The organism is Vineibacter terrae, assembly GCF_008039615.1.
GTDB classification, from domain to species: domain Bacteria; phylum Pseudomonadota; class Alphaproteobacteria; order Reyranellales; family Reyranellaceae; genus Vineibacter; species Vineibacter terrae.
The window spans coordinates 28,933-42,418 of record NZ_VDUZ01000019.1; the positions used below are offsets into that span (position 1 = coordinate 28,933).

The 13,486-nt window shown below is 69.7% G+C and carries 9 protein-coding genes; 4 read left to right on the forward strand and 5 right to left on the reverse strand.

Annotation, left to right across the window (positions count from 1 at the left end; genetic code table 11):
• Nucleotides 1–73 precede the first annotated feature (73 nt).
• Entirely contained in the window at nt 74–1,399 is a 1,326-nt protein-coding gene (locus FHP25_RS17425; protein ID WP_218578422.1) for an MFS transporter, read from the forward strand.
• Between the two features lie 139 nt (nt 1,400–1,538).
• On the opposite strand, the gene FHP25_RS17430 is transcribed toward FHP25_RS17425, so the two are convergent.
• Together FHP25_RS17430 and FHP25_RS17435 are read right to left on the reverse strand one after the other, a co-directional pair.
• Nucleotides 1,539–2,192, reverse strand: coding sequence for a 2-dehydro-3-deoxy-6-phosphogalactonate aldolase (locus FHP25_RS17430; protein ID WP_147848224.1), 654 nt, complete (start codon nt 2,190–2,192; stop codon nt 1,539–1,541).
• Complete coding sequence (locus FHP25_RS17435; protein WP_147848225.1) at nt 2,189–3,151, reverse strand: 2-dehydro-3-deoxygalactonokinase; 963 nt, start codon at nt 3,149–3,151, stop codon at nt 2,189–2,191. Before FHP25_RS17435 ends, FHP25_RS17430 begins: the two co-directional genes overlap by 4 nt.
• A 182-nt stretch (nt 3,152–3,333) precedes the next feature.
• On the opposite strand from FHP25_RS17435, the gene FHP25_RS17440 reads away from it, so the two are divergent.
• The gene (locus FHP25_RS17440; protein ID WP_147848226.1) at nt 3,334–4,284 is read left to right on the forward strand and encodes a hypothetical protein; all 951 of its coding nucleotides are present in this window, start codon (nt 3,334–3,336) and stop codon (nt 4,282–4,284) included.
• 157 nt (nt 4,285–4,441) lie between these two features.
• Here FHP25_RS17440 and FHP25_RS17445 read toward each other — a convergent pair whose 3' ends face one another.
• Nucleotides 4,442–5,632 carry an MFS transporter gene (locus tag FHP25_RS17445; RefSeq protein ID WP_147848227.1) on the reverse strand — a complete coding sequence of 397 codons (1,191 nt, stop codon included), beginning with the start codon at nt 5,630–5,632 and terminating at the stop codon, nt 4,442–4,444.
• Between the two features lie 124 nt (nt 5,633–5,756).
• Between FHP25_RS17445 and FHP25_RS17450 the strand changes: the two genes are divergently transcribed.
• Complete coding sequence (locus tag FHP25_RS17450; RefSeq protein ID WP_147848228.1) at nt 5,757–6,620, forward strand: AraC family transcriptional regulator; 864 nt, start codon at nt 5,757–5,759, stop codon at nt 6,618–6,620.
• Nucleotides 6,559–7,176 (forward strand): glutathione S-transferase family protein, encoded by a 618-nt coding sequence (locus FHP25_RS17455; protein ID WP_147848229.1) that lies wholly within the window; start codon nt 6,559–6,561, stop codon nt 7,174–7,176. Before FHP25_RS17450 ends, FHP25_RS17455 begins: the two co-directional genes overlap by 62 nt.
• Before the next feature lie 64 nt (nt 7,177–7,240).
• Here FHP25_RS17455 and FHP25_RS17460 read toward each other — a convergent pair whose 3' ends face one another.
• Entirely contained in the window at nt 7,241–9,973 is a 2,733-nt protein-coding gene (locus FHP25_RS17460; protein WP_147848230.1) for a valine--tRNA ligase, read from the reverse strand.
• A gap of 245 nt (nt 9,974–10,218) precedes the next feature.
• Nucleotides 10,219–13,413 (reverse strand): YhdP family protein, encoded by a 3,195-nt coding sequence (locus FHP25_RS17465; RefSeq protein ID WP_147848231.1) that lies wholly within the window; start codon nt 13,411–13,413, stop codon nt 10,219–10,221.
• Nucleotides 13,414–13,486: the final 73 nt, after the last annotated feature.

A 13,486-nucleotide genomic window follows, 5' to 3' on the forward strand; every position in this document is an offset into this window, starting at 1 on the left:
CTGCGAGCGAAATGCGGGCCGGGAGGCCCGCGTTCCGAAACAACCAACGACAATGCACAAAAGGAGGAAACGGATGGCAATGGCAACCGCTGGGGCCGCCGGCATGGCCGCGGGCCAGAGCCGGACCCGGGTGATCCTGGCTTCGGCGATCGGCTCGGCGCTGGAGTGGTACGACTTCTTCATCTACGGCATGGCCGCGGCGCTGGTCTTCGGCGAGCTGTTCTTCCCCAGGAGCGACCCCACCGTGGGCACGCTGCTGGCGTTCGCGACCTTCGGCGTCGGGTTCTTCGCGCGGCCGGTAGGCGGCCTCGTCTTCGGCCATTTCGGCGACAAGATCGGCCGCAAGCCGATGCTGGTGATCACGCTGCTGCTGGTGGGCTTCGGCACCATGCTGATCGGCTTCCTGCCGACCTATGAGCAGGTCGGCATCTGGGCGCCGATCCTGCTGATCGTCCTGCGGCTGATCCAGGGCTTCGGCGCCGGCGCCGAGTACGGTGGCGCCGTGATCCTGCTGGTCGAGAGCGCGCCACACGGCAAGCGCGGCTTCTGGGGCAGCTGGGCGCCGATCGGGGTCAGCGTCGGCAACCTGCTGGCGGCCGGCGTCTTCTATCTCGTGTCGGAGCTGCCGCGCGAGCAGCTGCTGAGCTGGGGCTGGCGTGTCCCCTTCCTGGTCAGCATCGTGCTGATCGTGGTCGGCCTCTACATCCGCTCGAACATCATGGAGACGCCGGTCTTCACCGAGGCGGTGGCCAAGCGCAAGCCCGAGAAGGCGCCGGTATGGCAGGCCATCAGCCGCCAGCCCCGCAACTTCTTCGTGCTGGTCGGGGCCCGCATCGCCGAGAACGGCCTTGGCTATCTCATCCCCGTGTTCGGCCTGAACTATGTCGTGAACACGCTGGGCGTGCCGCGCTCCACGGCGCTGACCGCGCTGATGGTGGCTTTCGGCGTCGAGCTGGTGGCCCTGCTCGCCTTCTCGATGCTGTCGGACCGCATCGGGCGGCGGCCGGTCTACATCTTCGGGGCGCTGTTCTCGGCGGCGCTGGCCTTCCCGTTCTTCTGGCTGGTCGGCACCAAGGAGGCGTACCTCATCGCCATCGCCTTCATCCTGGCGCGCGCGGTCGGCACCGCGGCGATGTTCGGGCCGCAGGCAGCCTACTTCGCCGAGCTGTTCGGCCCCAAGCGGCGCTTCAGCGGCTTCGCCTTCGCGCGCGAGCTGGGGTCGATCATCGCCGGCGGCCCGGCACCGTTCCTCGCCGCCTATTTCGTGCTGCTGGCCGGCGGACAGACCTGGGCCGTGTCGCTGTACATGATCGTGCTGTCGCTGATCACCGCAATCGCCGTCTGGATGGGACCGGAGACCTATCGCGACGACATCAGCCAGGACGCGTCGGCGCGGTAGCGCCTTGCTTCGGACCGCGCACGTCCACGCGCGCATCGGCGCGGCGCGCCGACAAATGTCGCCCTACGCTTTCGCTTCGGGCGAATGAGGGCGCTCCGGGCGAATGCGGGCGTGGACGCCCGCGGTCCAAAGACAGGCTTCAGCGCCGCAGCGCCCGCGCGGCGTCGATCAGGACGCCGGCGCGGCGCGTGACGTCGGCGGCGGTGGCGCCCGGCTTGTAGAGCGCCGAGCCGATGCCGAAGCCGTCGGCGCCGGCCGCCCAATAGGCCGGCATGGTCGCCTCGCTGACGCCGCCAACCGGGACCATCAGCACGTCGCGAGGAAAGACGGCGCGCAGCGCCTTGAGCACCGCGGGCGTCAGCATCTCGCCGGGAAACAGCTTGAGCGCCTCGGCGCCGGCCGCCAGGGCGGCGAAGCCTTCGGTCGGCGTCGCGACGCCGGGCGCGCAGACGAGGCCGCGCGCCCGGGCGTGGCGCACCACGGCCAGATCGGCATGCGGCATCACGATCAGCCGGCCGCCGGCCGCCGCCACCTGATCGACCTCGGCGGTGGTCATGACGGTGCCCGCCCCGACCAGGGCGGTCGGATGCGCCGCCGCCAGCCGCCGGATGCTGTCGATGGGTTGCGGCGAGTTCAGCGGCACCTCGAGCACGGTGAACCCGGCACCGACCAGCGCCGCGCCGATGGCCGGCGCCTCGGCCGGAGTGAGGCCGCGCAGGATGGCGATCAGCGGACAGGCGGCGAGCGCCGTGCGCAGGTCGGGGCTCGCAGGCAGTGGCGTGGCGGCGGTCATGCGCCGATCATGCCCGCGGCACGCGCCAGAAGCCACAGGCCGCGCGGCGTCACATCGGCATCGGCGCTGCGCGCGGCGATGCCGGCCATGGCGAGCACGTGCGCGTAGCGCTGGCACAGCACCGCATCGCCGATCAGCGTGGCGCCGGACACGCCCTCGCCTGCCCGCCCGGCCTCGCGCGCGGCGCGGACCTCCGACCCGATCAGCAGGCCCGAGAGGAAGCTGGGCGCCGCCTGCGGCGCGAGCCGGCCGAACAAGCCACGCGTGCGCACGCCGAACAGGCGGCGCAGCAGCTCATGGCCATTGTCGAGCCCATCCCGGGCGCCGGCGTCGAAGGCGGCAGGATCGTGCCCCATCGATCCGTCCGCCGGCATCATGCGGCCCAGGATCGAGTGCGCGCGCAGCACCGCGAACAGCTCGCCGGTCATGCATGTGGCAAACGCAACGATGCGGCCAGCCTCGACCCGCGCCCACTTGCTGTGCGTGCCCGGCAGGATGAACAGGCCATCCTTCTCACCGGCTTGCTGCGCGCCGAAGATCTGCGTCTCTTCGCCGCGCATGACGTCGATCATCGCATCGGGCGCCTGCCACGACAGGCCGGGCACGATCGTGAGCACGGCATCCCGCACGCCGACCACGATGCAGCGGCCGCTGAGATCGGCAAAGCCGGCGGGGCATGCCACGTAGGGCGCCTCGGCCCAGCCCTGACGGCTGCCGATCATGCCGGCGGCCAGCGCCGGCAGCGCCGGCCACTGGGCCCGCCATTCGGCCGTAAACGCGCGGTAGGCGGCATCGAAACCGCCGTCAGGCACGGCCATAATGCCCTGCGCGCCGGCGCGTCGGTCGAGCACCGTGCCGTCAGGCGCCAGCAGCCAGCCACGCAGCGCGCTGGTGCCCCAGTCGATGGCGATCAGCGCGGCGCTCGCCGAGGCGGTCCTGGTGTTGTCGCCGGCAGTCATGCAAGCTCCTGTTGCCGTGTCGGCTCCAACCATGGCCGCAGCGGCATCGCGGCGACAAGCGCCACGCCGAGCTGCCGGCCGCGCGATGCTAGACTCGGAGCCATGGTCTGCGGCACTTTGCGCCCCGATACCGGCGGAGCGTGGGGGTTGGCATGGCCAAAGGTAAAAGCAGGAAAACCGCCGTGAAGAAAAAATCAGCCACTCGCGGCAAGACGGCGCGCGCCAAGGCACCCAAGCCTCCGACGGCCGCGCGGACACGGGCGGCGACCAAATCCCCGACCGCCCGGCGTCCAGCCGACAAGCCCAAGGTCAAGGTCAAGGTCAAGGTCAAGGTCAAGGCCAAGCGCGCCACCCGCCGGGCGACGGCAAAGCCGGCGCGCACGGCACCGCAGATATCCTGGGGCGCGATGGTCGATTCGCTCAACGCGCGGGTCGCCATGCACGCGGTGTCGATCCCCGATGTGCTGGCGCGGCAGATGGCGTCGGCCACGGTGCTGCCGCCGCCGCTGGTACGCGCCGCCAATGTCGAGGCCGGCGCCCCCGATGCGCAGCGCGCCGCCCGGTTCCTGTCCATGGCGCGTGCCTGCGTGACCGACCTGCATGGCGACCGGCCGCAAGCGGCGCGCGAGAACGTGGCGCGCTTCCTGCTGCACTTGGCCTGGCACGGCAGCCGGCTGCGCTACCGCCGTCAGGGCGCGCGGGACATGCAGGACGGCGCCGGTCCGGGACGCGGCATCGTGCCGTTCGAGGCCCACCGCGCCAAGGACGCCCTTATGCGCCTGACGCGCGCCGCTGCCGACCGGGTCACCCATCGGCTGGGCGATATCGCCGGGCTGGGATGGCCCGGACTGGTGCGCTGCGCCTATTCGCTGCCCGACTGGGGCCCGGGCGGACGCGGCGCCGCCTTCCCCGACGGGCACCTGCTGGAGAACCTGCTGGAGCGCAACGACCAGTTCAGCCTCTACCTGGCGCGTGCCGCGCTGCTGCTGATCCCGCCGGCCGTGCCGATCGGCAACAACAACCATGCCGAATACTGGCACTCGTTCTGGCAGATCACGACACCCGATCCGGATGCGGCACGGCTCGCCTTCCGGCGCGACGCCGACGCCGTCGACGCGCTGATCGACGGGTAGCGTCTTCACCTCTCCCGCAGGCGGGAGAGGTCGGCGCGCGAAGCGCGACGGGTGAGGGCCTCACGCACGGCACCTCGTCCTTAACCCCTCACCTTCCCATCGTGCTTCGCACGATGGGCCCCTTCCTCTCCCGCAAAGCGGGAGAGGAGCAGGAGGCCTATTCCGCCGGCCTGGGCGCCGCGGCCTGCGCCACGGCGCGCTCGTCGGGCAGGAAGGACAATGCCACCAGCGCCACGGCGGCGACGCCGGCCAGCATCATCAGCAGGGTTGGAAAGCCGGCGGCCTTCACCGACGGGCCGATCAGGGCGACGACGATCGAGCTGATGCCGAAGCCGATCGCCAGCCGCACGCCTGTCACGCGCGAGCGCAGCCGGTCGTCGATGTAGCGCACGATCATGGCGTCGGTGAACGGGATGGCGCCGAAGACGAAGACCATGAAGGCGATCACGGTGGCCAGCAGCGCCCAGCCCGTGGCATGGGCCGCGAGCATGAACAGCGGGATCTGGCACAGGATGATCGGCAGGTAGATCCACTTCAGGGGATAGCGGTCGATCAGCGCGCCGACCACGAGCTGGGCCAGCGACGCGATCGCGAACACCGCCAGCAGCGCCACGCCCAGCGCCGTCGGGTTCTCGGCGAGCTCCTTGATGCCCGACTTGAGGAACTCGCCGTTGCTGTTGGTGGTGAAGTTGAAGACGATGCTGCCGGTGATGGCTGTTATGGTCATGATCAGGAACACCCGCGCCATGACCGAGGGCGGCAGCTCCAGGATCTTGGCCTTGCGCCGCGCCGGCGCCTCCTCCTCCCGCGGCACCACGACCGCGAAGGCGACCGCTGCCAGCAGGCAGATCACGCCGGGCACGACATAGGCCGTCTGCCAGCCGAAGCGCGTCGCCAGCCATACCGACACGCTGGCGCCCAGCGCGACCCCGAGATTGCCGACGAGGCCGTTGACCCCGATGGTGAAGCCCGGCTTCTTGGCCTTCTGCACCAGCATCGGGATGCCGACGGGATGGTAGATCGAGGCGAAGGCGCCCATCAGGGTCAGCGCCACGCCGATCTGCCACTTGTCCTGGCACAGCGCGATCAGCAGGCTGGAGACCCCCATGCCGGCGAAGAAGACGATCATCATGCTGCGCCGGCCCCACTGGTCGCCCAGCTTGCCCGACACGATCGAGCCGGCGCCGAACATGAACGAGGCGCCGAACGCATAGGGCGTCAGCTCCTTCCAGTCGGTGCCCCAGACGCCAGCCAGCACGCTCACCGTGTAGAGGAAGATCACCAGCACCCAGTGATCCATGGCGTGGCCGAGATTGAGCAGCAGCGCGGTCGGACTGGTGTTACGCATTGCCTCCTCCGGGCGCGGCGCCGGGGTCTGCCGCGACTCGCTCGCAGCAGACTGTAGGCTGCCGCCGCTTGTCGCGCATGCTACAAAGCGACAATGATTGTCGCAAATCGGACAGCACGGCACGATGGCGCGCGCCCTCACCCCTGCCCCGGCCAGATCCATCGATCCGCTCGACTACCAGTCGCTGCCGCGGCCGGTGGCGGCCATGGCCAAGGAGTTCGCCGACGGCCACCATATCGCGCCCCACAGCCATCAGCGGGCGCAGCTCATCTTCGCCGCGCGCGGCGTGATGACGATCGCGACGGGCCACGGCGCCTGGGTGGTGCCGCCGCAGCGGGCGCTATGGATGCCGGCGGGCATGGTGCACGAGATTCGCATGGCCGGCGCGGTCTCGATGCGCACGCTCTATGTCGATCCGCGGGCCCGCGGCGGGCGCCTGCCGGCCACGATCCGCGTCATCGCCGTCTCGGCGCTGCTGCGCGAGCTGGTCCTGCGCGCCTGCGCGCTGCCCGTGCTCTACGACGAGACCGCTTCCGGCGGCCATGTGATGGCGCTGATCCTCGAGGAGATCGCCGCCCTGCCCTCGCTGGCGCTCGACCTGCCGATGCCGCGCGACGCGCGCCTGCAGGCGATGTGCCGGCACCTGCAGGCCGATCCCGGCGATGCCCGCACGCTCGACGACTGGGCGCGCGAGGCCGGCGCCAGCGCCCGCACGCTGGCCCGCCTGTTCCAGCGCGAGACGACCCTGAGCTTCGCCGACTGGCGCCAGCAGGCGCGCCTGCTGGCCGCCATGGCACGGCTGGCGGAAGGCCAGGCCATCACCCGCATCGCGCTCGATCTGGGCTATGAGTCGCCCTCGGCCTTCGCGGCCATGTTCAAGCGCGCGCTGGGCACCCCGCCCAGCCGCTACTTCCGGCGCTCGCACGATGAAGCTTCTCTACCAGACGCATTCACCCTATGCCCGCAAGGTGCTGGTGCTGGCGCATGAAGCCGGCATTGCCGACAGGCTCCAGGTCGTGCATCACGAGACCAGCCCGACCCGGCGCAACGAAACGGTGCACGCCGCCAATCCGCTGGGCAAGGTCCCGGTGCTGATCTGCGACGACGGGCTTGCGCTGTTCGATTCGACCGTGATCTGCGAGTACCTCGACAGCCTGCACGACGGACCGCGCCTCATCCCGGCTGAGGGCCGGGCGCGCTTCCTGGCGCTTCGACTGCAGGCGATCGCCCACGGGATCCTCGACGCCGGCATCGCGGTGCGCTGGGATGCCGAGAGGCGGCCTGTGGCCCTTCGTTGGCAATCAATGGCCCAGGCGCAGACCGGCAAGCTGCTGGCGGCCTACGCCTTCCTGGAGCGCGAGGTCGACCTCGGCGGGCCGGTTGACCTCGGTCAGATCGCCTTGGCGACCGCCCTGACCTGGATCGACTTTCGCGATCTTCCGGCGCCCGACCAGGAGCACCCGCGGTTGCGCGCGTGGTGCGACGGCTTCGCCCGGCGACCGTCCATGACGGCCACCGCCTACGCTGGCGCAACGCAGGACTGACGGCTGCCACAGTGGCGGGGGCGCCACGCCGGATCATGCCGGCTGGAAGCTGGCGCTCCCCCTCTCAGCCAGCCAGCCGCGCCGTGGCCTGCCGCAGGCGGGCAGCGACCGAGAGCGCCTCCTCGCGCCGCTCGCGCTGCTCCTCGACGACCTCCTCGGGCGCCCGCGCCAGGAACTGCGCGTTGCCCAGCTTGGCGTCGATCTTCGACACCTCGCCCTCGAGCTTGCGGATCTCCTTGTCGAGCCGCGCGCGCTCGGCCGCCAGGTCGATCACGGCGCCGACCGGCAGGGCGTAGGTCGCCTCGCCGACCACCACCTGCAGCGAGCCGGAGGGCAGCGCGCCGTCGAGCTCGATGCCATTGATGCGCGCCAGAAGCTGCAGGGCGCTGCGATGCGCCTCGAGCCGCGCCTGCGTGGTGGCATCGGCGTCACGCACCACGAGCCTGAGCCTGGCGCCGGCCGGCACGTTCACCTCGGAGCGCGCCGAGCGGATGTCGGTGATCAGCTTCACCAGCCAGCCCATCTCGCTGCCGGCCGCCTCGTCCAATGCCGCCGTCCCGGGCCAGGGCTGGCCGATCAGCGCGCCGCTTTCGGCACGGTGGCCCAGCGTGTCCCAGATCTCCTCGGTAATGAACGGCATGATCGGATGCAGCAGCTTCACCGTGTCGCGCAGCACGATGCCGGTGACGGCGCGGGTCTCGGCGATCGCCATCGCATCGGCGCCCTGGAAGATCGGCTTGGTGAACTCGACATACCAGTCGCACAGGGTGCCCCACACGAAGGCGTAGAGCGCGCTCGCGGCGTCGTTGAACCGGAACTCGGCGATCGCCTTGTCGACGGTGGCGGCGCAGCGCGCCAGCTCGCCGAGGATCCACCTGTTCACCGTCAGCGTCGCTGTGGCCGGATCGAAGCCGGCCGGGATCGCAACGCCGTTCATCTGGCTGAAGCGGGTGGCGTTCCACAGCTTGGTGGCGAAGTTACGGTAGCCTTCGACGCGCGCCGGCGCCAGCTTCATCGGCTGGCCCGGCCGCCCCTGCACGGCGATGGCGGCCAGCGTGAAGCGCAGCGCATCGGCGCCGTATTTGTCGATCAGGTCGAGCGGGTCGATGATGTTGCCCTTCGACTTGGACATCTTCTGGCCCTTCTCGTCCGTGATCAACCCGTGCAGGTAGACCGTGCGGAAAGGCACGTCCTTCATGAAATGCATGCCCATCATCATCATGCGGGCGACCCAGAAGAACAGGATGTCCCAGCCGGTCACCAGCACGTTGGTCGGGTAGTAGTGCTCGAGCTCCCTGGTCTGCTCGGGCCAGCCCAGGGTCGAGAACGGCCACAGGGCCGAGCTGAACCAGGTGTCGAGCACGTCGGGATCGCGCGTCAGCGGCACGTCCCGGCCGTGCCTGGCGCGGGCCGCGGCCTTGGCCTCCGCCTCGCTGAGCTCGACGAAGACGTTGCCCTGCGCATCGTACCAGGCGGGGATCTGGTGGCCCCACCACAGCTGGCGCGACACGCACCAGGGCTGGATGTCCTCCATCCAGCGGAAGAAGTCGTCCTTGCCGCGGGCCGGCACGAAGGCCACGTCGCCCTTGCGCACGGCCTCGATCGGCGCCTTGGCCAGCTCCTTGGCGTTCACGTACCACTGCTCGGTCAGGAACGGCTCGATCGGCACGCCGCCGCGATCGCCGTAGGGCACGCTGTGGGTGTGCGGCTCGATCTTCTCGATCAGGCCGGACGCTTCGAGCTCGGCCACCAGCCTCTTGCGCGCCTCGAAGCGGTCGAGCCCGTGATACGCCTGCACGACGCCGGCGGCGGCCTCGCTCGGCAGGCCCTCGAGGAAGTCGGCGTTGTCCCGCAGCAGCATCCGGGCGAACTTGTCCAGCACGCTGACCGCGCGCAGGTTGTGGCGGCGGCCGACCTCGAAATCGTTGAAGTCGTGCGCCGGCGTGATCTTCACCGCGCCAGATCCCTTCTCGGGATCGGAATAGGTATCGGCGACGATGGGCAGGCGCCGGCCGGCCACCGGCAGGACGGCGTGGCGGCCGATCAGATGCTTCCAGGTGGGATCGTCGGGGTGCACGGCGATCGCGGTATCACCCAGCATGGTCTCGGGCCGCGTCGTGGCCACGACGATGTAGCGGCCTTCGTCGCCCTCGATCGGGTAGCGGATGTACCACAGGCTGCCCTTGACCTCGTGCGACTCGACCTCCAGATCGGAGATCGCCGTCAGCATCTTGGGGTCCCAGTTGACCAGCCGCTTGTCCTTGTAGAGCAGGCCCTGCTTGTAGAGGTCGACGAACACCTTCAGCACGGCGTGCGAGAGGCCCTCGTCCATGGTGAAGCGCTCGCGCCGCCAATCGCACGACGCGCCCAGCCGGCGCAGCTGGCGGGTGATGGTGCCGCCCGATTCGGCCTTCCATTCCCAGACGCGGGCCAGGAACTCGTCGCGGCTCAGCAGCTTCTGATTGCCTTCCTTGGCGGCCTGCCCCAGCGCCAGCCCGATCCCCTTCGCCTCGAGCTGGCGCGTCACCACCATCTGGGTCGCGATGCCGGCGTGATCGGTGCCGGGCTGCCATAGCGCATCATCGCCCTTCATGCGCCGCCAGCGGATCAGCACGTCCTGCAGCGTGTTGTCGAGCGCATGCCCCAGATGCAGGCTGCCGGTGACGTTGGGCGGCGGAATGACGATGCAGTAAGGCGGCTTGCCCGACTCAGGCTTGCAGTCGAACGCGCCCGACTGCTCCCACTCGGCATAGCGGCGGGCTTCGATATCCTTGGGGTCGTAGGTCTTGTCCAGCATGTCGCATTCCACAAACGGAGCGGCCCTATAGCACAAATCCCCCCGGATCACGGTCTCTCACGTCGGCCTGCCGACTTTGCATCACAAGTGAGCAAATGCAATTGCATCATGCGGGCCGGCGCGGCGGCAATGCCTGGAGTGCTTATCGTGGAAGCGAACGCAGCACCGCTGGCCCGCGTGAGCGCGCGCCGAGCCCTGTCAATGCCGAACGCGCGCAGCGGCTTCGTTCGGCATCGCGGCGGGCGTCAGTGACCGATCCTCTCCTGCTGCTGCTGCTCCAGCGTGCGGCGCTCATCGGGAGCGCTGACCTGGTCGGTCGCCCCGCTGGTGACGCCGCAGGTGCCCTCCATCATGCGGCGCAGGAAGCCCGGCGTGATCGCCGTCGCGGCGTTGACCTCACCCTTGGGATTGTCGATCGGTCCGCGCAGCGAATAGTTGATGGCGAACATGCCGCGCCCCTCGCCCCCGGTCAGGATCCAGCCCAGCACCGGAACATTGGACAGGAAGGCGTTGAGCACGTAGGCCGGCGTCACGGCGCCGGCCAGGCAGATCTCATCGCGGTCGAACTGGTATGTGCCCTGAGCCGTGATGCCCACCGAATTGCCGCTGGTCCGGCCATCGCGGATGGTCATGCGGGCGCCGGCCTTGTCGATGCGGGCTTCGAGCTTGTCGAACACCTGGCCGGCATTGCCGGCCCTGCCGAGCTGCTCGATGACGTCGTTGAGCGTGCCGACATCGCGGTCGCGGGTCGGCGCCGTTTGCGCAAGCCGGAACTTCTTCATCTCGACGTTGATCGTCATCGGTGGATCGGCTTTGGAGTCGTCGAACTGCGCGGTTATGCCGAGCTCGCCGCCAACCAGGCCGTCGAGCCATCCGGCAGCGCGCAGGAGGCCACCGACGTCGGGCGACTTCACGTCCAGGTGGCGGCCGTTGCCTTGGGCCTTGAGCGTCAATTTCGTCGGCCCGGCAGAGCTGGCGGCAAGCTGAAGATCGGTCGTCAGCAGACGCTCGCCCTGACGCGTGAGGACACCCTTCACGGCCGGCAGGGCGCCTCGCTTCAGCAGGACTTGACCGATATCGAGCGAGATCGCCATGACCGGCCCGCTCAGCGGCTGGGCTGGCGCGTTGGGGTCGGGAGGCCGCGGCGCCTGCTTCTCGTCCTCCAGGAAGCGGGCGACGTCGAGCGCGGGACCGCGGGCATCTATGGCATAGCCGGTGTCGGTGCGGCGGACTTCGCCGCTGATATTGGTGCGCCCCAATGTCACGCGGCTGAGCGTGGCACGCTGAAATTGGCCGTCCGTGGCCCGCAGCTCGATCTTGCCGGCGACCGACAGGTCGCCCGCGCGCAGATCGAAGTCGGTGCTGGCCGGCACCGGCCCGCCGGCGAAGCGCGCGCTCGCCGTCAACTGGCCATCGCTCCCGACGGCCTTCTCCCACTTGATGTCGGGGATCTCCAGCCGGGTCGGCTTGAGGTCTGCCTTGATCGAGAGCTCGCTCGGCCCCGCCACCGGCACCTTGTAGACCAGCGGCGCCAGGATCACGCTGCCGGACATGTAGGGCTCCAATCCCGCCAGGCCGGCCTTGGCCAGGGTTGCCTGCGAGATCTGCCCCTTCACCTCGTAGCGGCGCCGGAAGGCCGGCTTGGGCCCGAACAGCTCGCGCCACTGCACGTCCAGCACCTGGCCCTCGACCTTGCCCTTGCCCGTCACCTTCAGCTCGCGGGCATCGACCTCCAGCCGCGCCGTCGCGTCGGTCAGGTTCAGGCCCAGGGCGGCGTTCTGCAGCGCGAAGCGCTCGATGTCGGCACCGGCCCAATAGCTGACGTCGCTCATGGCCACCGACTTCAGCAGCGGCAGCTTCAGGCGCAGCGTGACCGCCACATCGCCAGCCGTCCGCTTGGGGTTGAACAGCAGGTCCTTGGCCAGGCCGATCTTGGGATGCTCCAGGAAAGCCATCGTGTCGGGCACGCTGCTGCGGATCTGCAGCTCGATCTCGGTGCGATGGTTGTCGCCGCCCTCCAGCCCCAGGACATCGACCCGGCCGCCGGCGAGCTTGATGTTGCCGACGGCGCCCGAGGCGATATCGAAGCGCATCAGCGCGCCGTCGAAGCGCATCGTGCCCGACACGCCCCGCAGCGGCGGCATCGGGTCGAGGTAGCGCACCGTCAGCCCCTCGTAGCGCATCTGGGCCAGCGAGCGCTCGACCTTCAGGTTCTCCGGATGATCGAGGTTGCCGCCGACGGCGAAGTCGAGCGTGATGGCATTGACCATGCCGTCGGAGATGTTGGCCATGGTCCAGGCGCGGCCGCCGGCCGCCAGCGGCTCGAGCCAGAATTCGGCCAGCCGCGGCACCGGCACGTCCTTGAGCTCGGCACTGCCCTCGAAACGGAAATCGCGCTGCTTCAGCTCCAGCAGCCCGCGCAGGCTGGCCGTCGGGCCGTTGAAGCCGACACTGAATTCCTCCACCCGCACCCGGTTCTCGGCCGGCGTGAAGGAGAGCCGCAAGGTTGCCCGGTCGACGTCCCGGGCCGGGCTCAGGACGCCGGGAATGCCGATACGGCCAGGGCCACCACGCAGGTCGAGGTCGACGTTGCGGATCTCGCCCTTGCCCGATGCCGACACGCGGATCGCACCGTCCATCGGCATGTCGAGGTCGGCCAGCGGCGCCAGCTGCGGCGCCGCCGAGGCAAAGGCCGACAGCCGCAGGTTCTGGCCGCGCAGGCTGATATCGAGCTGCTCGCGCGAGCGGCCGTACAGGGCCGAGAGCTGGAACTCGGCGTTGTGCCCGCCGGCCTGGACGGTCAGCGCGCCCTGCATGCGCACGCCCGCCTCGTCCCGCACCATCAGCGCCCGGGCTGCCGGCGCGTCCCAGACGAAGCCGGTCGTCTTGTCGTCGACGCGCACATGGGCCGAGCTGATCCGGACCTGGTTCAGGCGGCCCAGCGGATGATTCACATCCGGTTCCTTCAGCAGCTGTTCCAGCAGGATGGGCAGGATCCGGGACGAGGATGCGTCGTCGTCCTGCGGCAGGAAGGTCTCGATCAGGCCTTCGCGGGTGATCACCACGTCCACCCGCACATTGTCGATGTCGATCTCCGTCGGCTGCAGGGCGCCGCCGATCAGGGCGTTGAAGCTGAGGTTGATCACCACGGCCGGCACCGTCGCCACCCGCATGCCCTTGGCATCGGTGGCGGCAATGTCGGCGAGCACCAGCTGCAGCGGCTCCTGCCATCCGCCCCAGACCAGCGACACCCGGCGCGCCTCCAGCGCCATGCGCCCTTCGGAGGTGTCGAACGTCCGGTTGGCGTAGGCGCGCGCGAAATGCAGCTCCAGCGGCCCCATCGACAGACGCCACAGCAGCAGCACCGCGATCACGGCGGCGCCGACCACCGCCGCCCCTACCCACCGCAGCAGGCGAATCGTGAAACGAACGTGCGTCATACCTTCATGCGAACCTTGACGCAGCGCGCCCGGGGCGCCCACGGTGGCCAAAACACAGACACCATAGACCGTC